Raw genomic sequence first — 19,370 nt, 5'->3', positions numbered from 1 at the left:
TATGTCATTAGAATTAAATATCAACGCAGAAATCAAAACTGCGATGCTGGGTAAAAAGGAAGCTGACCTGCGTGCACTCCGTGCTATCAAGGCGGCTATACTGGTTGCTAAAACGGCCGAAGGAGCAAGTGGAGATCTGACAGAAGCTGATGAGTCGAAGATTTTGCAGAAGTTGGCCAAGCAAAGAAAAGATTCCCTGGAAATTTTCCGTGCGCAGAACCGTGAAGACCTGGCAGTAAAAGAAGAAGAAGAACTGGTTATTATTGAACGTTTCCTGCCTAAGCAAATGAGCGAGGCTGAATTACGTACAGCCATTACCGATATTATTGCCTCCACCGGCGCCAGCTCACCCGCTGATATGGGTAAAGTAATGGGCGCTGCTACCAAACAACTGGCCGGCAAAGCTGATGGAAAGGCTATTTCCGCGCTGGTAAAAGAACTGCTTAGCAAATAATTTGAAAGGAGCCGGGCATTTTTTGACAGGATAATGGGTGTTGGCCGGAAGGCGGGTCACTGGTTTCTGTCAGAAAATGGCCCGTCCTTATAGCTCTATCATGCCTATAGACATTATTTTTGCTATTATCATGGTCTTTGCCCTTTACAGAGGGTATACCCGTGGATTGATAGTAGCCTTGTTTTCGCTGGTAGCAGTCATACTGGGACTGGCGGCCGCCCTGAAATTATCGGCGGTTACCGCTTTGTATGTACAGCAGCATTGGGATATGCATTCCCGTTGGGTGCCTGTTCTGTGTTTCATTTGCCTGTTCCTAGGAGTGATCCTGCTGGTAAGGCTTGGAGCCGGGATGTTACAGAAGCTGGTGGAAATGGTGATGCTGGGCTGGCTGAATAAACTGGGCGGAATACTGTTGTATAGCGTTATATTTATAATAATTTATAGTGTAATGCTATGGATGGCCAACCAGGTATACTGGCTTAGCCCCGAAACAAAGCTGCAATCTGTTGTATATCCATATATTGAGAATATTGGCCCGTGGGTGTTGGATCATATTGGACAGGTGATCCCGGTTTTTAAGAATATGTTTGCCCAATTGCAGTCATTTTTCGAGACGGCGGCGCATCATATTCAACCTGGATAACTCGTTTCAAAGATTATTTAGATTAATAAAAAGAATTATTTTAGCGTAAAATTGACTTTCAAGATTTGGCAATGGATTACGAAATCAAAACACAGGGTAAGTTTAATTTTATAGAAGAAGGAGAAGGAGAACCACTGGTATTATTGCATGGACTTTTTGGTGCTTTGAGCAATTTCTCGCACATGATCGAATATTTCAGGCAATATAATAAGGTGGTGATCCCGATGTTGCCCCTGTACGATTTAAACATCCTGGAAACATCGGTAGGGGGATTGGCCAAATATGTGCACAAGTTTGTTGAAACCAGAGGCTACAAAAATGTAAACCTGCTGGGCAATTCACTGGGAGGTCATGTGGCATTGGTATACCTGCTGAAACACCCTGAAGCATCTATTAAATCACTGACCCTGACCGGCAGTTCCGGCTTGTTCGAAAATGGAATGGGCGAAACCTATCCTAAACGCGGAGACTATGAATACATCCGCAAAAAAGCAGAACTTACTTTTTACGATCCGAAAATTGCTACCAAAGAACTGGTAGATGAAATGTTCGAAATTGTAAACAACCGCCTGAAAGTGATTAAAATTATCACCCTGGCAAAATCCGCCATCCGCCACAATCTCGGCGATGAGCTGCAGGACATCAAACAACCAACCTTACTGATCTGGGGTATGAACGACACCGTAACACCCCCTATGGTAGGAGAAGAATTTAAAAAGCTGATACCTAATTCTGAATTGCAGTTTATTGATAAATGCGGACACGCTCCTATGATGGAAGTACCCGATGAATTCAACAAAATCCTGCATGCTTTCCTGGAGAAACTGAAACATCATCCTGCCAGTTAAACCGGCATTTTCCCGGTTGTTTTCTGACTGTACCAAAAGGTGCAGTGGTTTCGCGTACATGTAATTTCTTTTTCTGTTGGCATATTCTTTCCTATTATTGTGTAAGAATACGCTACACATGATTGCCAGAGAACTCATATCTTCAGTACCTGTTCTGCATCCTTCGGATACAGGAGCAAAGGCGCTGCGTCTGATGAACGAATATCATCTGACGCAACTACCGATGGTAGTAGATAGCAAATACCTGGCCCTGGTGGAGGAAGACGAGATCATGGATCTCGAAGACCCTGATGTACCCCTGGAATCTATGGAGTACGGAAGTACCCGCCCGGCTGTCATGGAATATGCTCATCTCTTTGAAGCGCTTAAACTTTTTTACGATTTTAAATTGTCTGCCCTTCCGGTAGTTACCAAAGAAAATGAATACCTCGGTATCATTACCAAAGATAACCTCCTGGCAGCTTTAGCAAGATATAACGGGGTGAAGGAACCCGGTGGTATCATCTCTTTTGAAGTAGATCCGCGCGACTACGCCCTCAGCGAAATTGCCCGTATCGCAGAGTCAAATGATGTAACCCTGCTGAGCGTAAATACAATTACCAACCCGGTTACCGGTAAGCTGGAAGTGATATTGAAAACAAACAGACAGGAATTACAGGGATTGGTGGCCACCTTCGAAAGGTTTAACTACGTGATTAAATACATTTTCGCGGAAGAACCTGAAGAAGAACTCCTCAAAAAGAATTACGATCTGTTGATGAATTATATCAGCATGTAGTTTTTCCGGAGCCGGATTACATTGATTTTATTTTGTTGGATTTATAATGATTAGCGAAGATAAATGTGGATATACCCACATCTGTCTTCGCTAATTTTTTTAATCAGCAGCAAGATAAAGTCCGCATACTGCTTTTCATTATATTTGGATATTGTCAACATGTTTTAAAATTTTACAGGACCTACATGCTGAGATGCTGTTACTACCTGCTGGCCATGATCTGCCTGTTGGGAATAGTGTTACCGGAAATTGCTGAAGGACAGTCTGTTGCTGCAAAGGATAGCAGCTACCTGGTGGTGCGTAATATCATAGTAACGGGCAACAAACAAACCCGCACCTCGATTATTTTACGTGAAATCAGTACTGTACCGGGAGATACGATCTATTACCGCGACCTGGCCAATACCCTCGAAGAGCGGCGTAAACAGCTGCTCAATACCTCCCTCTTCCTGAATGTTACCGCCAATATAAAAAACTGGAATGGTGATAATGCCGACCTCGTATTTGAAGTATGGGAACGCTGGTACACCTTTGCTTATCCTATCTTTAAACTGGCAGATCGCAACTTTAACCAGTGGTGGGTAGAAAAAAAGCATAGTCTCAGCCGCGTTAATATAGGCGTAAGCGGTAACCAGGAGAACCTGACTGGCCGCAATGACGCGCTGAATGCTGCTTTACAGTTCGGCTACACCCAGCGCTTTGCCCTTCAGTATAATCTGCCCTATATCGATAAACATTTTCGCCATGGGATAGGCATCATTGCTTCCTATAAGCGTAACCGTGAGGTGAACGACAGCACCAGCAATAACAAACAACAGTTTTTCCGGAAAGATGAGTTCTTACGCCAGGTGTATATGGTAGGACTTAACTACAGCTATCGCCCGGCGATTAATACACGGCACCAGGTTTTTGTGAACTATAACTACGAAAAAGTAGCGGATTCCGTCGCCATTCTTAACCCCAACTACCTGGGGCATGGCCGTACCCGTATACGTTTCCTCGATATCACCTATCGCTTAACCTATATTAAAGCTGATAGCTGGGTATATCCCCTGAAAGGTTTTAACCTGGTGGCAGAAGTGGGTAAAAAAGGGCTGGGCCCCTGGGACGATATTAATGATGTTCATTTCCGGCTCAACATGGCTAAATACTGGGAACTGCGCCCCAAAACCTTTGCGGCGCTTGGTATTCGCAGTCAGGTTAAGTTCTCGAATGAACAGCCATATATTAACCAGCAGGCGTTGGGTTACGGAGATGATTACCTGCGCGGGCTGGAATATTATGTGATAGATGGCACCAGCTTCGCAGTGCTTAAATCCACCTTACGTCAGGAATTATTGTCTGTTAAACTAAGACTCCCCATTGTTCCTAAAAAATTCAACACCGTTCCGGTGCGCATCCTTGCAAAAGTATTCGGGGACGCGGGTTATGCTTATAGTAAGTACCCGGGCAACGGTTTCCTGAATAACCGGATGTTATATACCGCAGGTGTGGGCGTGGACATTGTTTCGTTCTATGATACCTGCCTCCGGATAGAGTATAGCTTTAACCAGTTAGGGCAAAAAGGACTATTTTTACACACGAGCGTGGATATGTAACTGTGGAGCTGTTAGCTTTTTGCCGTTAGCTTTTAGAAAAGCGGCACTAGCAGCTGGCAGCTAACAGCTAAAAGCTTAGAAAAATTATGCAGGTAGCACTATATAGCAGGGGATTTATTACAGAAGATATTGCAAACATCCGCTTATTGCTGGAAGAATTGCAGCGGGCGGAAATAGAGGCCATCATTTACGAGCCTTTTTATCGTACCCTCCAGCAGCATATTCCCTTCGAAAGCGTTCCTTTACTTTTTAGTTCTGCAGAAGATTTGCCGGGAAAAATTGACTTTCTGATGAGTCTTGGAGGCGATGGTACGCTGCTGGACACGGTTTGTTATGTGCGTGATACCAATATTCCTGTGATTGGGATTAATTTTGGGCGTCTGGGCTTCCTGGCCAGTATTGGTAAAGAAGAAATTCATGCGCTGGTAAAGGCGTTGCTGAACCGTACCTATGTGGTAGATCAGCGGTCGCTGTTACACCTGGACGCTAATGTGCCCCTGTTCGGAGACGTGCCTTATGCCCTGAATGAGTTTACCATTCACAAAAAGGATACTTCCGCCATGGTGAAGATACATACTTACCTGAACGGAGAATTCCTGAATACTTATTGGGCAGATGGACTGATAGTGGCTACACCTACCGGTTCGACCGGATATTCACTGAGTTGTGGCGGCCCTATTGTATTTCCGGATGCCGGCAATTTTGTAATTACCCCGGTGGCGCCACATAACCTGAATGTAAGGCCCATCATCGTTCCAAATAATAATATCATTTCTTTCGAAGTAGAAGGACGCAGTGATCAGTTTCTGTGTACTATGGACAGTCGCATGGAAACAATTGATAATACTGTGCAGCTGGCTATTAAAAAGGAAGAATTCAAGCTGAGCTTGCTAAGGCTGGATGACAGCAATTTTCTGCACACGTTGCGCAATAAATTATTATGGGGTATTGATGCGCGGAACACGATTAAAATATAGAAATGTAAAATATATTGTTACATTTACAAATATATTGCCCGCTGATTGTAATATAAATTATGCCCGGGAATGAGGCGTTCGTTTAAACATTAAGCATAATCATCAGCCATACATTAAATAAATCCGGCATTTTAGCGTTTAAGTAGAACTGATTTATGCTGAAACCTTTTCTATATCTAAAATATATCCCCTTATTATTGCTGTTGGCGACAGGTTGTCTGTTTGCAAATTGTGCATCTGCGCAGAATGAGCTGTCATATGTAGGGGAGTTGGGTTTATCCATTGGCGGGGCGCAATACTTCGGGGATCTGAATACCCGGGGAGCGTTGAATACGCTGAAACCTGCTGTGGGTATATACTATAGAAAGTATATGAATGATTATGTAGGGGTACGGGTGCATGGCCGGTACATGCAGTTGGGTTACTCCGATGTGTACAACAAAAATGAATTTCAAAATCGCCGCAACCTCAGTTTCAATACTAATTTGTTTGAACTGTCCCTTCAGGGGGACTTTAATTTTTTCCGGTTTGAGCCCGGAAGCCTATATGAACGGTTTTCGCCCTATCTCACAGGGGGAGCCAGTATTTTTTATTACAACCCTTATACTTATCTTGGCGGCGTGAAATATTTTTTACAGCCTATGCGTACCGAAGGACAGGGAACTGCTCTGTATCCGGATCGCAAGCCCTATAGCCTGGTATCTTATGCCTGGTTAATAGGAGGGGGCTTTAAATATAATATTTCCAAAAAGGTGAATGTGGGTCTCGAAGCCCTGTATCGTTTTACGCAAACTGATTACCTGGACGATGTAAGTACTACTTACGCCGGCCCTGCTGCTTTTCCTGCCCTACCTAACGGGCAGCCAACGGTAGCTGCGCAATTGCAGGACAGGTCGGGGGTAAAAGGTACACCTATCGGGGTAATGGGCCGGCAGCGCGGGAATAGCCGGGATAAGGATCAGTTTTTAACGATTGAGCTCACGATCAGTATTCTTTTTACTTCTTACAACTGTAAATTTTAATTTAAGAAGAAAATACTTTCTGCCGGCGGCCTTTCCATACCTGCGAACCGCCTTCATCGGTCTCCGAAATTGCTAAAATCCCCACTGGTATTGAATTCGCTGTTAAAACTACGTTAAAACACCTTCTTAGGCTTTGCCAAAAAAGTCATTACTCTATTTTTGTATCTTTGCACCCTTTTAGTAAATCTGTTATAATCTGTTATAATACGCCTGACACAAATGAGYTTGAAGGATAAATTGGACTTACAACGGTTACCGCGCCATATAGCCATTATTATGGACGGGAACGGCCGTTGGGCAAAGGAGCGGGGACAAGACAGGCTGTACGGGCACCACGAGGGGGTAGAAAGTGTGCGAAATATAGTGGAGACCTGTGCAGAACTTGGGATAGGTTATCTGACCCTATACGCGTTTTCTACCGAGAACTGGGACCGCCCGGTTTACGAAGTTAATGGCATCATGGAACTGCTTGTAAACACTATCCGGATGGAAGTGAATACATTGTCAAAAAATAATATCCGTTTGAGCGTAATAGGTGACATGGATATGTTACCTCCCCAGGCTCAACGGGAAATGGAGGAGGCAATAGCCCTTACAAGCCAGAATACCGGCCTCAATCTCATTATGGCTCTCAGCTACAGTGCAAGGTGGGAAATCGTGAATGCGGCCAGGAAAATAGCCCTGGACGTGAAAAATGGAGCCCTGGACCCAGCAGCTGTTACACCTGAGGTATGGGAAAAATATCTCTGTACCACCGGCCTGCCGGACCCTGAATTAATGATTCGTACCAGTGGGGAATGCAGGATCAGTAACTTCCTACTATATCAACTGGCCTATGCGGAACTGTATTTTACAGATACCCGTTGGCCGGATTTCCGCAATGAACATCTTTACCAAGCCATCTTAAATTACCAAACCAGAGAACGGCGCTTTGGCAAAACAAGCGAACAAATTCAGCAGAATGAAGAAATTATTTCCTAAGGGCCTTCTGGCTATAGCATTATGTTGCAGTGCAGGCATTCGTGTATCCGCTCAGCAAAAAGATACCGTGCCCCCCTCGCAGCCCCCTGCTAATCCGCCGGCCGTTTCTCCTATTAACATGGGAAATCCGCAACAGTACGAAATTGCCGATATTACCGTTGCCGGTACCCAATACCTGGATAAGTCATTGCTGCTGTCGCTTTCCGGCCTCAGTGTTGGTGACAAGGTAACCTATCCGGGTGGTGACCAGTTTACCAAGGCCATCCAAAGCCTTTGGTCACAAAGACTGTTCGCAGACGTGACCATCTACGTAACCAAAATTGAAGACAATAAGATCTGGCTGGAAATAGGATTAACGGAAATGCCCCGTATGTCCACTTTCTCCTTCAAAGGAATTAAAAAAACCGAAGCAGACGATATTGCTACCAAAGCAACTTTGCGTAAAGGAAGTGTAATTACCCAGGCGATGAAACAAAACGTGATCGGGGTAGTACATAAATTCTATGCGGATAAAGGTTTTGGTAACGCCAGTGTAAAAATTGAAGAAAGAGCCGATAGTGGACAGGTGAACTCTAAACATGTCATCTTCACTGTCACTAAAGGAAGTAAAGTACGTATCGAAACAATTAATCTTGTGGGCAACTATAACATTGCCGATAACAAGATCAAGAAAAAGATGAAGGGTACCAAAGAGCGCTCCCGCTTTACCCTGCATCCAGATACGGAACATGTGTATGAAGATTCCCTGGCCCAGCCGGACGATTTCTGGCAAACCTATGGTTTCCTGCAACCTACCCGCGCACTGGAAAAGCTGGATCCTTATTTCCGCTTTAAACTGTTCAGCTCTGCCAAGTTCAACGAAACCAAATACCTGGAAGATAAAAGTAAAGTAGTAGGTCTCTATAACTCCAAAGGTTATCGTGATGCCCTCATCGTAAAAGATACTACTTACAAAACCCGCACACAGAATCTGAATATTGATATGCAGATCTCTGAAGGGAAAAAATATTATTTCGGTGATATCACCTGGAAAGGTAATACCCGTTATTCCGACTCTGTATTGACCCGCTTACTCGGTATCAAGAAAGGGGATGTGTACAACCTGGAATTGCTGGAAAAAAGAATTGGTAAACAAATGTCACAGGAAGGTGGCGATATCAGTGGTTACTACATGGACTACGGTTACCTCTTCTTCCAGATCGATCCGGTGGAAATCGGGATCCGTGGCGATACCATCGACTACGAAATCCGTTTACGTGAAGGTCCGCAGGCTACCATCAAGGAAGTACGCATTGCCGGTAACGAAAAAACAAATGAACACGTTATCCGCCGTGAGCTGCGCACCATACCAGGTGAAAAATTCAGCCGCCAGGATCTGATCCGTTCCAACCGTGAAATTGCCAATCTCGGCTTCTTCAACCCGGAAAAGATTGGTATGAACCCTGTACCTAACGTACAGGATGGTACTGTGGATATTGACTATACTGTAGAAGAAAAAGCCAATGACCAGCTGGAACTGTCTGCTGGTTGGGGTGGTTATATCGGGTTAACCGGTACCCTCGGCGTAACGTTCAATAACTTCTCTCTACGTAACATCTTCAGAAAAGAAACCTGGGATCCTTTACCAAGTGGAGACGGTCAGAAACTGTCTGTTCGTGTATCTTCCAATGGTAAAGCTTACCGTTCTTATAACTTCTCTTTCACTGAGCCATGGCTGGGTGGAAAAAAGAGAAACCAGTTTTCTGTGAGCTTCTATAGCAGCTACCAGAATCCTTATGCTTACAATGATTATTATAAACTGCCTGGAGATACCACTACTTCTACCAATGGTCACTTCAAGGTATTAGGTGCTTCCGTATCACTGGGTAAACAGCTGAAATGGCCGGATGACTATTTCACCCTGATTTACTCTTTGAACTATCAACAGTATAAACTGAAGAACTATAACTATTTTGGTATCCAGGGTTTTGAAAATGGCACCTCTAATAACGTGAACATTAAACTGACGCTGGCACGGTCTTCTGTTGACCAGCAGATCTTCCCGCGCAGTGGTTCCAACTTCATGTTATCAGCGCAGTATACGCCTCCATATTCCTTGTTTAATCCTGATAAGGACTATTCCAAGGAACCGGCTTCTGAGGCGTTTAAATTTATTGAGTACCAGAAGTACCGCTTTAACGCAGAATGGTATGTTCCTTTGAGCCGTCCGATGGGTAGTGATAACAAAACGTTTGTATTGAAAGTGGCGGCGAAGTTTGGTTATATTGGCCGTTACAACAACCGTACAACATTGTCTCCGTTCGGCAGGTTTGAAATGGGTGGTGACGGTTTGAGTAACTTTGCTATCTACGATCGTGATATCATCTCCCAGAGAGGTTATCCGGTGTATTACACTTCCAATCCAAGTGTTAATCCTGAGAACGGRCAGCCAGCCAACTACTCTGGTTTCACGGTGTTTAATAAGTTTGTGATGGAACTGCGGTATCCATTCAGTCTGAATCCAAGTTCTACGATCTTTGGTCTGGCTTTCCTGGAGGCTGCGAATGGTTACAAGGATATTAAAGAATACAATCCATTCCTGTTACGTCGTTCTGCTGGTATTGGTATGCGTTTCTACCTGCCAATGTTCGGGTTGCTTGGATTTGATTACGGTATTGGGTTTGACCGTCTTACGCCAGGTGGTGGTCTGAAAGACGCGGCTAAGTTTACCTTTATGCTCGGCTTTGAACCAGAATAATGTGAAAATAAATTATATATTGCAAGTTTAACCGTTGTTTTGGTTTTGCAAAAAATCTATTGTAGCATGAAGAAAATATTTATTACAGCCGCTATTGTATTGGCTATGGGCGGTGCAGCAAGTGCACAGCGCTATTGCGTGATAGATACAAAATATATACTGGAAAGTATTCCTGAATATAAGGAATCGCAGAAAAAGCTGGATGCCGTTGCTGAACAGTGGCAGAAGGAAATTGACGCTAAATTCCAGGAAGTAGATAAGATGTACAAGTCTTATCAGGCCGAACAGGTAATGCTGACGGAAGAACTGAAGCGGAAACGTGAAGACGAGATTGTAGCAAGAGAAAAAGAGGCAAAGGATTTGCAGAAGAAGCGTTTTGGTTACGAAGGAGATCTTTTCAAGAAAAGAGAAGAACTGGTAAAACCAATCCAGGACAGGATCTACAATGCTGTACAGAAATTATCTGCCAGCAGAATGTTTGACTTTGTACTGGACAAGGCCGCAGGTGCCACCGTTATTTTCTCTGATCCCAAGCTGGACAAAAGCGAAGAGATTCTGAAATCCTTAGGGGTGAAGAAATAATCGTGTACCTATTTTTTAACTATAAGTATTTAAATTTTTTTAAACACAGACAACATCATGAAGAAGTACGTAATTATTGCTTTTGTGGCGGTTACCGGTTTGTTCAGCGTGAATGCAATGGCACAATCCAAAGTAGCGCATATCAATGCACAAGCACTGGTAGCCAGCATGCCGGAAGCTAAGAAGGCAGAAACTGATCTACAGACTTTTGCTCAGAGCCTGGAAGGTGAGGGTAAAACTATGGTGGATGAGTACACAAAGAAAATGAAGGAGTTTGATGACAAGGCGGCCACTATGACCGACAATCTGAAAGAAATCAAAGGTCGTGAAATCCAGGATGCTCAGAAACGTATCCAGGACTACCGCGAAGCTGCTGAACAGAAAGTACAGGCTAAGCAACAGGAACTGCTGAAACCTATCTACGATAAAGCACGCAAAGCCATTGAAGATGTAGCAAAGGAAAAAGGTTACGGTTATGTAATCGACAGCTCAGCTGGTATGCTGTTGGTTTCTCCTGCTGCAGACGATATCCTGGCAGCCGTTAAGACTAAATTAGGCGTTAAATAATTAATTATTTTAATGTAAAGGTGGAATGCGGCTAACACTGCATTCCACCTTTACATTTAGGAATTTGGATTTTAATTTTACTTTCTAAATATTTTCTGCTACCTTTGCCTTCCGTTTTAAAAAACAGTATACTTTAATTCGGGAGTTTTAGTATAGTACAGGTAAAAACAAAAAAAAGAAATGAAACGTACTTTTCAACCGCATAACAGACGCAGAAAGAGCGTTCACGGCTTCAGAAAGAGAATGGAAACCGCTAATGGCCGTAAGGTATTGGCTTCCCGTAGAGCAAAAGGTCGTAAGAAGCTGACTGTTTCTGACGAGCGTAAGCTGAAATAATTATAGTAGCTAAATACTATTTGCCATAAAAACTTATTCTTTTAGAAAGGAAGAAAGGTTAAAAAGCAGAAAACTTATTGAAACGCTTTTTCGTGAAGGAAAAGCGTTTTCTGTTTTTCCATACCGTGTGGTATACATGCCCCTACAGGAGCCGTGTAAATATCCTGTGCAGGTAGGCTTTAGTGCTGCTACCCGCAAGTTCCCACATGCAGTAGACCGTAACCGCATCAAACGTCTGGGCCGCGAAGCCTGGCGCCTGCAAAAGCAGGAATTATATGACCATCTCCAGTCACAATCCCGGCAGCTCGCCGTTTTCCTGATCTATACCGACAAAAAAATAGCCCCCTTTTCTACCCTGCAAGGCAAAATTTCGGTAATTTTAAAGAAGCTGCAAACCAGTATTTAGCCTTTAGAAATTAGCTTTTAGCTGATTGCAGCAAATGGAGTATCCGATATAGCGGAATACACCAATATTTTGTCACTAAAGCTAATTGCTAAGAGCTAAAAGCTGTTTATATGAATCGTGTAGTGCGCTGGCTTACTTACCCATTTATTTTCCTGATAAAGATCTATCAATGGTTTATTTCGCCCCTGCTGGGCAGTAAATGCCGTTATACGCCCACCTGTTCTCAGTATGGGATCGAAGCATTTAAAAAATATGGCCCCCTCAAAGGTGGCTATCTCACCATAAAGCGTATATTGTCATGCCATCCCTGGGGTGGGCATGGATATGATCCGGTTCCCTGAACAGTGAAACCGGTTGCCAACTATTAATCGTTCATCTTATACATTCTTGCATGCGTACGTTTTTTAATAAAAGAAAGAAACTGACAGCAGCGCTGTTGTTGCTGATTACAGCAGCAGGCATCTTTGCTTTCAATGAAAACGATAAATACTTCCAGATTGCCAAGAACCTGGACATATTCGCGGCTTTCTACCGGGAGCTGAACACTTACTACGTAGATGACCTGCCTCCCGAAAAAGTGATGCGCAAGGGCATTGAGGCCATGTTGGAAGAAACGGATCCTTTTACAGATTTTGTTTCCGAAGAAAACCTCGATGACCTCAAATTCATGGCTACCGGTAAATACGGCGGCGTAGGCGCCTCCATCAATACCAACGGTGAATGGACCTCCATCACTGATGTATACGAGGGCAGCCCCATGGACAAAGCCGGCGTAAAACCAGGTGATATCATTGTGAGCATGGACGGGAAATCCATAAAAAATGTAGCCCAGGAAGACGTGAGCAAACAATTGAAAGGCGCTGCAGGTACTCCGCTGGATATGGTTTTCAGAAACCCGGTAACCGGCGTTGAAACCCCTAAAAAGATCATCCGCGAAGAAATTAACGTAAAGTCAGTGAGCTACGCCGGCATACTGAAAAACGATATTGGCTACATAAAAATGACCCAGTTCACCGAAAACAGCGGCGCCATGGTACGCCGGGCAGTAGAACAACTGAAACAAACCAACCCTTCCCTGAAAGGAATGGTGCTAGATCTCCGGGGTAACCCCGGCGGCCTGCTGGATGAAGCTGTAGTCGTAGCCAATATTTTTGTAGATAAAAATAAACTCATTGTCAGTACCCGTGGGAAAGTGAAAAACTGGGATCGCAGCTACGAAACGTCCGATCAGCCGGTAGACGTACATCTGCCATTAGTAGTACTCACCAATCATTCCTCTGCATCTGCCTCAGAAATAGTGGCAGGCAGCATTCAGGACCTGGATCGCGGCCTCGTAATTGGCCAGCGCTCCTACGGCAAGGGACTGGTGCAAACCACCCGGCAGCTGCCTTATAACACCAAATTGAAAGTAACCACCGCTAAATATTATACGCCCAGCGGCCGTTGTATCCAGGCAATAGATTATTCTCACCGCAATGATGATGGCAGCGTAGACTATGTACCGGATTCTCTGCGTAAATCATTTACCACGATTGGTGGCCGCGCTGTGAAAGATGGTGGTGGTATAGAACCGGATGCGAAAGTAGAACCTACCTACATCAGCCAGGTAGCGATTACCCTCATCCGCAAACAATTTATCTTCGATTATGCTACCAGCTATTATTACAGCCATCCGAAAATAGCAGCTGCCGGTAGTTTCACGCTCAGCGATGCAGAATTCGATGATTTCGAACGATACCTCGACAACAAAGACTACAGCTATAAAACCCGTAGTGAAGAAGCGCTGGACTCTTTCAAAAGCACTGCTAAGAAAGAAAAGTATTATGATGCGGTTGCCAAAGAACTGGAAACGCTGGAAACTAAAATGAAACATGATAAAAAGCAGGACCTGCTGAAAAATAAAGAAGAGATAAAACGCTTGCTGGAAGAAGAAATCGTTAACCGGTACTATTTGCAGAGAGGTCGTATTATCAAATCACTGGAATGGGATAATGAAGTAAATACAGCTTCAGACATCCTGCATAATCAGGCTAAATATAAACAGTTGCTGACAGCTGCGAAATAAAAACGCGGGCTACTGGTTTATTGAGAATAAGAAAATATAAAGCGCGCGTTCCGGTCTGGAATGCGCGCTTTATATTTTTGACTGTTTACTAAAATTATGAATTCCGATGAATTGTTTATATTTTGAGAAATCTCAATGATTAATAAACAGTTATCATTTACAACCTAAAAGGGTTAAATCATGCCAGTAAATTCCAATGAAGACTCTCGCCGGAGTTTTATCAGCAAATTTGCCAAAGGAGTAGTGGGCGCATCCCTGCTACCCAGTATTCTGACTGCTGCTGACAAAAAAAGAAATATTGAATCGCTTTCCCGCTTAAGGGAAAAGTATAGTGCAAACGACCAGATTCAGATAGCGCTGATAGGTGCTGGTGGAATGGGTACTGCAGACGCCAACACCGCGATTACTGTACCGGGTGTGAAGCTGATAGCCGCCTGCGACCTTTACGATGGCCGCCTGGCAGATGCTAAAAAGAAATGGGGGAATGATATTTATACGACCCGCAATTACCAGGAAATTCTTGACCGCAAAGACATTGACGCTGTAATTATTGCAGTACCTGATTTCTGGCACAAGGATATTTCTGTGGCTGCTATGAACAAAGGTAAATCTGTGTATTGTGAAAAGCCAATGGTGCACGATATCACTGAAGGACCTGCAGTAGTAGAAGCACAACAACGTAATGGAAAAGTAGTATACCAGGTAGGTAGCCAGGGGATGAGTTCTCTGGGAAATGAAAAAGCAAGACAGCTGCTGAAAGATGGCGCTATCGGTAAACTGAACTATGCAGAAGGTTTCTGGGCACGTATGTCGCCTACCGGTGCATGGCAGTACCCGATTCCGGCTGATGCATCCACTAAAACGGTTGATTGGGAGGCTTACCTCAAAAACGCACCCAAGCGCGATTTTGACCCATTACGTTTCTTCCGCTGGCGTAATTATAAAGATTACGGTACCGGCGTATCCGGTGATCTGTTCGTACACTTGTTTTCCAGTCTTCACCTGGTAACCGGCTCCCTTGGTCCCAACAAAGTAATGGCTACTGGTGGATTACGTTACTGGAAAGATGGCAGGGAAGTACCTGATGTAATGCTGGGTATGTTCGATTATCCTGAAACAGCTATACACCCTGCGTTTAACCTGTCGCTCCGCGTCAACTTTGTGGATGGTACCGGTGGTACCAATTACCTGCGTATGGTGGGTAGTGAAGGCTCCATGACAGTTGAGTGGGATAAAGTAACCCTGTATCGCAACAACGTACATGTAGACGAGAATGATCCGCTGGCAGCAGCGAATGCAGCTGCAGCCAACACAGGTAAATCATACGCCTATCACCGTGCAGAGATACTTCCACAGGAGAAAATGGAGTATGAAGCAGAGAAGGGTTATAAAGGTGCTCACTTCGATCACTTCTACAACCTGTTTAATGCGATGCGTACTGGTGGTAAAGTAGCAGAAAATCCTACTTTCGGTTTCCGCGCTGCTGCACCGGCATTGCTGTGTAACGAAAGCTATTTCGAAAATAAGATCATCCACTGGGATCCAACAAATCTTAAAGTGGTGAGCAAGTAATTTTAAAGCAATAAAAAAATCCCGTCAAGGTTTACCTGACGGGATTTTTTATGTAATGCCTTAAAGGCTAATATTTGCGGCTTATACAGCTGCTTCAAAGCGTTTGCTGATAGCATTCCAGTCAACTACATTCCAGAATGCTTTCAGGTATTCCGGACGGCGGTTCTGGTATTTCAGGTAGTAAGCATGTTCCCATACATCTACACCCAGAATTGGCGTGCCTTTTACTTCAGCAACATCCATCAGCGGATTGTCCTGGTTAGGTGTGGAAGAAACTTCCAGTTTGCCATCTTTTACCAGCAACCATGCCCAACCTGAACCGAAGCGGGTAGCACCGGCAGTGTTGAATTTTTCCTGGAATGCTTCAAAAGAACCAAAGGTGCTGTTGATAGCATCTGCCAGTTTACCACTTGGAGCGCCGCCTGCATTAGGAGCGAGGCTGGTCCAGAAGAAACTGTGATTCCAGTGACCACCGCCATTGTTTCTTACAGCAGGACTGATTTTACCGGCATTAGCTACCAGTTCTTCCAGTGATTTGTTTTCGTTTTCTGTACCTGCAACTGCCTTGTTCAGATTGTCTACATAAGCCTGGTGGTGCTTACCGTGGTGAATTTCCATTGTCAGTTTATCGAAATTCGGCTCTAACGCGTCAGTTGCGTATGGTAAGCTCGGAAGTGTAAATGCCATAACTCAATTTTTTATGGGTTTTAAAATATGATTTCTTGATAGTCGCCAAATTTACTGCCAATCCGTTAAAATTTAGCCATTTAATTATTTAGTTATTTAGATATTTAGTTTCCGTTAATCGCTTATATCTGTAAAACACAATAACCCAACAGTAAAATCGGGCAATCAACTAATGCCCGGGCTTGATCATATGGAAAATTATTTTATATTTACGGATACTCGGTTTAACAGGACGTAACATTAGGCATATTTCGTGTGTGCTTGGTTGTTGTTTACCTATTGTTTGTTTAAAACTTATAGTATGCAGACAGGCTCGGACTCAGGGCAAAATTTTTCCCTCAATGCCTTACAAAAGGAAAATGAGTATTTAAGAAATCGTATTCATTGGCTGGAGAGCGTTTTACATCATGTACCCGCCATGATTTACAGCTACGACAATAATAACAAATCCGTTACCTGGTGTAATGAACGCCTGGCAGAAACAGTCGGGTTTTCTTCAGAAGAGATGACAGGCATGGGGATGGAGTTTTTCCGGCACATCATGCATCCGGAGGATTTTAAACTGGCTGCTGTAGCACAGCAATCGTTCATTAATAACAAGGCGCAATTTGGAGGCCTTGCCCGCATACGCAAAAAGGGCGAGGTAGATTACCGTTGGCTGCTGGGGCTGGAAGTACCCTTTACACATGATAAGAATGGGCGAGTGGTAGAAATCATCTGCGCCTTCCTGGACCTGACCAATGCGATTGATACCAATGCGCAGCTATCAGAAGCATTGAGCGCTATCCTGCGCCGGCAGAATGAAAACCTGTTTAATAAACTTACACCAAGAGAAAAAGATGTACTGGCCATGGCCGTAAAAGGACTCAATAACAAGGAGATCGCCCATTCGTTGAACCTTAGCCGTTATACCGTAGAAACCCACCGGAAAAACATCCGTCTGAAACTGAAAGTGCGCAATACTTCTGAGCTGATAACCATTGCACGTAAGATAGGCTTTGAATAAATAGAAAGGAGAAGATAGTATCAGCATGTACGTTTGCACCCCGCGTAGGTGCCTCACACTTTTTTTAGCCCCTATGCATAGAACCCATAATTCTAAATCGTATTTTCCTGTCAACCAATAACTAGCCTAAAAATTTGTTAAAAAGAATTTTGCTAAAAATTGCTAAATTTTTAAAAAATACCCAATCTTGGGTATTTGCTCGTTTTTCAAACTCCACTAATTTAGTGAATTAAATATTACGTGTGTTTTTTAAACGCCCGACATGATTATTAGCCGAAATACCCCTATGACTATGATAACCGAGGAAAGAGCATTTTATATTTTGCAACTGGAAGAATCTGCAACTGCTGAAGAAATTGTGGCCCGCTATGAAATTCTGAAAGACCAATACAGGAGGATAAAAGATGAAACAGAAGACCTTAGAACACGGCTCGCCTATCAATTAAAACAAATAGAACTGGACGACGTATTTATCTATTTCAGAAGAAAACAAAGAATATAAAGGATAACTGACTAAGTTTTTTTTATTATTCATTCGTTGTGTTTTTAAGCTCAGCTTTCATCCATTGTTGTTTTCTTTATTCCTACCTCCAAATTTCTTCTTTTAATATATCCGTTGGGAAAACTATGCCTATCTACCCCTGTTGGCTTTATTTCAGTATATTTACGAGCTTAAACCCTACCTAAACAATCATACTATGAATGTGTACTTGATTACTTTACTGGTATTGGCGTTCCTGGTTTTAATGTMGTGCTTCGTTACTGTACAACAGGGTAACATTGGCGTAACGACCATCTTCGGTAAATACAACCGGGTGTTGTTTCCAGGATTGAACTTTAAAATACCTGTTATTGAAAAGGTATTTAAAAGAGTATCTATCCAGAACAGGTCTGTAGAACTGGAATTCCAAGCAATTACCATTGATCAGGCGAACGTTTACTTCAAAGCCATGCTGTTATATGCCGTATGGAACCAGCAGGAGGAAACGATTAAGAATGTGGCTTTCAAGTTTATGGATGAAAGAAGCTTTATGCAGGCGCTGGTGCGCACTATTGAAGGTTCTATCCGTGGATTTGTGGCTACAAAAAGACAAGCAGAAGTACTGGGCCTGCGCAAAGATATTACCGAACACGTAAAAGAGCAGATCGACAAAACTCTGGAAGAATGGGGTTTCCATCTGCTGGATCTGCAAATGAACGACATCACTTTTGATGAAGTGATTATGAAGTCCATGGCACAGGTAGTAGCTTCCAATAACCTGAAAGCGGCTGCTGAAAACGAAGGACAGGCATTGCTGATTACTAAAACCAAAGCAGCAGAAGCAGATGGTAACGCCATCAAAATTGCTGCAGAGGCTGAACGCCAGGCCGCTCAGCTGCGTGGTATGGGTGTGGCGCTGTTCCGGGAAGAAGTAGCCAAGGGTATGAGTATGGCCGCTAAAGAAATGCAGCAGGCTAACCTGGATACCTCGGTGATCCTCTTTTCCATGTGGACAGAAGCTATTAAACATTTTGCTGAAAACTCAAAAGGAAACGTCATCTTCCTGGATGGCTCTTCTGAAGGTATGGATCATACCATGAAGCAAATGATGGGGATGAATAAACTGATGGATTCCAATAAGAAATAATTATCTTCTTTGTTCAAAGAAAGTTTTCATCAGTTGTAAACTTTCTTCGCTGCACGGACCGGCTTCCAGTTTTGTTTTAGGATGAAACGGGGACCGGTCACCGGTAGCTCTGCGATAGCTGTTCTTGTCATCTGCTGCCGCATACACAATCCGGCCAATCTTGCTCCAGTAAAGGGCACCCGCACACATCAGGCAGGGCTCTACGGTTACAAATAAAGTAGCTTCCATTAAATATTTACTGCCCAGTGTATTAAACGCGGCTGTTAATGCTATCATCTCCGCATGTGCCGTACAATCATTTAATCTTTCCACATGATTATAGCCACGGCCAATGATCCGGTTATTTAATACTACCACTGCACCAATAGGTACTTCTCCGTCTTCAAAGGCTTTACGTGCCTCCTGCAGCGCCTGCCGCATAAAATGTTCATCGGTCATATGTAGCTCTTAGCTGTTAGCAGTTGGCAGTTAGTCTTGCTACCG

21 protein-coding genes are annotated in these 19,370 nt (G+C 43.7%); 19 read left to right on the top strand and 2 right to left on the bottom strand.

Annotation, left to right across the window (positions count from 1 at the left end; genetic code table 11):
* Nucleotide 1: 1 nt before the first annotated feature.
* From AC1DP6_RS01965 to AC1DP6_RS01890, 16 genes are all read left to right on the top strand, one after another.
* Nucleotides 2-454 carry a GatB/YqeY domain-containing protein gene (locus tag AC1DP6_RS01965; protein ID WP_441577771.1) on the top strand — a complete coding sequence of 151 codons (453 nt, stop codon included), beginning with the start codon at nt 2-4 and terminating at the stop codon, nt 452-454.
* A gap of 100 nt (nt 455-554) precedes the next feature.
* Nucleotides 555-1,097 (top strand): CvpA family protein, encoded by a 543-nt coding sequence (locus AC1DP6_RS01960; protein WP_477023592.1) that lies wholly within the window; start codon nt 555-557, stop codon nt 1,095-1,097.
* A 71-nt stretch (nt 1,098-1,168) separates the two neighbouring features.
* Nucleotides 1,169-1,945, top strand: coding sequence for an alpha/beta fold hydrolase (locus AC1DP6_RS01955; protein ID WP_477053349.1), 777 nt, complete (start codon nt 1,169-1,171; stop codon nt 1,943-1,945).
* Nucleotides 1,946-2,063: 118 nt separating this feature from the next.
* Nucleotides 2,064-2,723 (top strand): CBS domain-containing protein, encoded by a 660-nt coding sequence (locus AC1DP6_RS01950; RefSeq protein ID WP_331959711.1) that lies wholly within the window; start codon nt 2,064-2,066, stop codon nt 2,721-2,723.
* Nucleotides 2,724-2,908: 185 nt separating this feature from the next.
* Nucleotides 2,909-4,321: a POTRA domain-containing protein gene (locus tag AC1DP6_RS01945; RefSeq protein ID WP_477053348.1), complete on the top strand. Its 1,413-nt coding sequence runs from the start codon at nt 2,909-2,911 to the stop codon at nt 4,319-4,321.
* 86 nt (nt 4,322-4,407) lie between these two features.
* Nucleotides 4,408-5,298 (top strand): NAD kinase, encoded by an 891-nt coding sequence (locus AC1DP6_RS01940; RefSeq protein ID WP_441577775.1) that lies wholly within the window; start codon nt 4,408-4,410, stop codon nt 5,296-5,298.
* A gap of 155 nt (nt 5,299-5,453) precedes the next feature.
* On the top strand, nt 5,454-6,320 hold the full coding sequence (gene porG / locus AC1DP6_RS01935; RefSeq protein ID WP_477053347.1) for a type IX secretion system protein PorG: 867 nt from the start codon (nt 5,454-5,456) through the stop codon (nt 6,318-6,320).
* A 219-nt stretch (nt 6,321-6,539) separates the two neighbouring features.
* Nucleotides 6,540-7,301 (top strand): isoprenyl transferase, encoded by a 762-nt coding sequence (locus tag AC1DP6_RS01930; RefSeq protein ID WP_477023590.1) that lies wholly within the window; start codon nt 6,540-6,542, stop codon nt 7,299-7,301.
* A complete protein-coding gene (locus AC1DP6_RS01925) occupies nt 7,282-10,038 on the top strand; it encodes a BamA/OMP85 family outer membrane protein (RefSeq protein WP_477053346.1) in 2,757 nt (918 codons plus the stop codon). Before AC1DP6_RS01930 ends, AC1DP6_RS01925 begins: the two co-directional genes overlap by 20 nt.
* A 66-nt stretch (nt 10,039-10,104) precedes the next feature.
* Nucleotides 10,105-10,620, top strand: a complete 516-nt coding sequence (locus tag AC1DP6_RS01920) for an OmpH/Skp family outer membrane protein (RefSeq protein ID WP_291925254.1) — start codon at nt 10,105-10,107, stop codon at nt 10,618-10,620.
* Nucleotides 10,621-10,677: 57 nt separating this feature from the next.
* A complete protein-coding gene (locus AC1DP6_RS01915) occupies nt 10,678-11,187 on the top strand; it encodes an OmpH/Skp family outer membrane protein (protein WP_477053345.1) in 510 nt (169 codons plus the stop codon).
* Between the two features lie 180 nt (nt 11,188-11,367).
* On the top strand, nt 11,368-11,523 hold the full coding sequence (gene rpmH / locus AC1DP6_RS01910) for a 50S ribosomal protein L34 (RefSeq protein WP_012788729.1): 156 nt from the start codon (nt 11,368-11,370) through the stop codon (nt 11,521-11,523).
* 13 nt (nt 11,524-11,536) lie between these two features.
* Entirely contained in the window at nt 11,537-11,929 is a 393-nt protein-coding gene (locus AC1DP6_RS01905) for a ribonuclease P protein component (RefSeq protein ID WP_477053675.1), read from the top strand.
* Nucleotides 11,930-12,039: 110 nt separating this feature from the next.
* A complete protein-coding gene (yidD, locus tag AC1DP6_RS01900) occupies nt 12,040-12,270 on the top strand; it encodes a membrane protein insertion efficiency factor YidD (RefSeq protein WP_441577780.1) in 231 nt (76 codons plus the stop codon).
* Nucleotides 12,271-12,320: 50 nt separating this feature from the next.
* On the top strand, nt 12,321-13,994 hold the full coding sequence (locus tag AC1DP6_RS01895; RefSeq protein WP_477053344.1) for a S41 family peptidase: 1,674 nt from the start codon (nt 12,321-12,323) through the stop codon (nt 13,992-13,994).
* A gap of 180 nt (nt 13,995-14,174) precedes the next feature.
* Nucleotides 14,175-15,566, top strand: a complete 1,392-nt coding sequence (locus AC1DP6_RS01890; RefSeq protein WP_477053343.1) for a Gfo/Idh/MocA family protein — start codon at nt 14,175-14,177, stop codon at nt 15,564-15,566.
* An 81-nt stretch (nt 15,567-15,647) separates the two neighbouring features.
* Here AC1DP6_RS01890 and AC1DP6_RS01885 read toward each other — a convergent pair whose 3' ends face one another.
* Nucleotides 15,648-16,253, bottom strand: coding sequence for a superoxide dismutase (locus AC1DP6_RS01885; protein WP_477053342.1), 606 nt, complete (start codon nt 16,251-16,253; stop codon nt 15,648-15,650).
* Nucleotides 16,254-16,554: 301 nt separating this feature from the next.
* Between AC1DP6_RS01885 and AC1DP6_RS01880 the strand changes: the two genes are divergently transcribed.
* From AC1DP6_RS01880 to AC1DP6_RS01870, 3 genes are all read left to right on the top strand, one after another.
* Entirely contained in the window at nt 16,555-17,259 is a 705-nt protein-coding gene (locus tag AC1DP6_RS01880) for a LuxR C-terminal-related transcriptional regulator (protein ID WP_477053341.1), read from the top strand.
* 286 nt (nt 17,260-17,545) lie between these two features.
* Complete coding sequence (locus tag AC1DP6_RS01875; RefSeq protein ID WP_477023583.1) at nt 17,546-17,761, top strand: hypothetical protein; 216 nt, start codon at nt 17,546-17,548, stop codon at nt 17,759-17,761.
* Nucleotides 17,762-17,957: 196 nt separating this feature from the next.
* The gene (locus tag AC1DP6_RS01870) at nt 17,958-18,887 is read left to right on the top strand and encodes an SPFH domain-containing protein (RefSeq protein ID WP_477053340.1); all 930 of its coding nucleotides are present in this window, start codon (nt 17,958-17,960) and stop codon (nt 18,885-18,887) included.
* Here the strand turns inward: AC1DP6_RS01870 and AC1DP6_RS01865 are convergent, their stop codons facing one another.
* Entirely contained in the window at nt 18,888-19,325 is a 438-nt protein-coding gene (locus AC1DP6_RS01865; RefSeq protein ID WP_441577786.1) for a nucleoside deaminase, read from the bottom strand. It abuts the gene before it with no gap.
* Nucleotides 19,326-19,370: the final 45 nt, after the last annotated feature.

The sequence above is a fragment of the Chitinophaga sp. 01L420 genome, from assembly GCF_056399985.1.
This window is presented reverse-complemented; position numbering and strand designations above follow the sequence as displayed.

Excerpts from the sequence above, each read along its gene's own strand:
- AC1DP6_RS01965 (WP_441577771.1), top strand. The coding sequence starts at position 2 with ATGTCATTAGAATTAAATATCAACGCAGAAATCAAAACTGCGATGCTG.
- AC1DP6_RS01960 (WP_477023592.1), top strand. The coding sequence starts at position 555 with ATGCCTATAGACATTATTTTTGCTATTATCATGGTCTTTGCCCTTTAC.
- AC1DP6_RS01955 (WP_477053349.1), top strand. The coding sequence starts at position 1,169 with ATGGATTACGAAATCAAAACACAGGGTAAGTTTAATTTTATAGAAGAA.
- AC1DP6_RS01950 (WP_331959711.1), top strand. The coding sequence starts at position 2,064 with ATGATTGCCAGAGAACTCATATCTTCAGTACCTGTTCTGCATCCTTCG.
- AC1DP6_RS01945 (WP_477053348.1), top strand. The coding sequence starts at position 2,909 with ATGCTGAGATGCTGTTACTACCTGCTGGCCATGATCTGCCTGTTGGGA.
- AC1DP6_RS01940 (WP_441577775.1), top strand. The coding sequence starts at position 4,408 with ATGCAGGTAGCACTATATAGCAGGGGATTTATTACAGAAGATATTGCA.
- porG (WP_477053347.1), top strand. The coding sequence starts at position 5,454 with ATGCTGAAACCTTTTCTATATCTAAAATATATCCCCTTATTATTGCTG.
- AC1DP6_RS01920 (WP_291925254.1), top strand. The coding sequence starts at position 10,105 with ATGAAGAAAATATTTATTACAGCCGCTATTGTATTGGCTATGGGCGGT.
- AC1DP6_RS01915 (WP_477053345.1), top strand. The coding sequence starts at position 10,678 with ATGAAGAAGTACGTAATTATTGCTTTTGTGGCGGTTACCGGTTTGTTC.
- rpmH (WP_012788729.1), top strand. The coding sequence starts at position 11,368 with ATGAAACGTACTTTTCAACCGCATAACAGACGCAGAAAGAGCGTTCAC.
- yidD (WP_441577780.1), top strand. The coding sequence starts at position 12,040 with ATGAATCGTGTAGTGCGCTGGCTTACTTACCCATTTATTTTCCTGATA.
- AC1DP6_RS01895 (WP_477053344.1), top strand. The coding sequence starts at position 12,321 with ATGCGTACGTTTTTTAATAAAAGAAAGAAACTGACAGCAGCGCTGTTG.
- AC1DP6_RS01890 (WP_477053343.1), top strand. The coding sequence starts at position 14,175 with ATGCCAGTAAATTCCAATGAAGACTCTCGCCGGAGTTTTATCAGCAAA.
- AC1DP6_RS01885 (WP_477053342.1), bottom strand. The coding sequence starts at position 16,253 with ATGGCATTTACACTTCCGAGCTTACCATACGCAACTGACGCGTTAGAG.
- AC1DP6_RS01880 (WP_477053341.1), top strand. The coding sequence starts at position 16,555 with ATGCAGACAGGCTCGGACTCAGGGCAAAATTTTTCCCTCAATGCCTTA.
- AC1DP6_RS01875 (WP_477023583.1), top strand. The coding sequence starts at position 17,546 with ATGACTATGATAACCGAGGAAAGAGCATTTTATATTTTGCAACTGGAA.
- AC1DP6_RS01865 (WP_441577786.1), bottom strand. The coding sequence starts at position 19,325 with ATGACCGATGAACATTTTATGCGGCAGGCGCTGCAGGAGGCACGTAAA.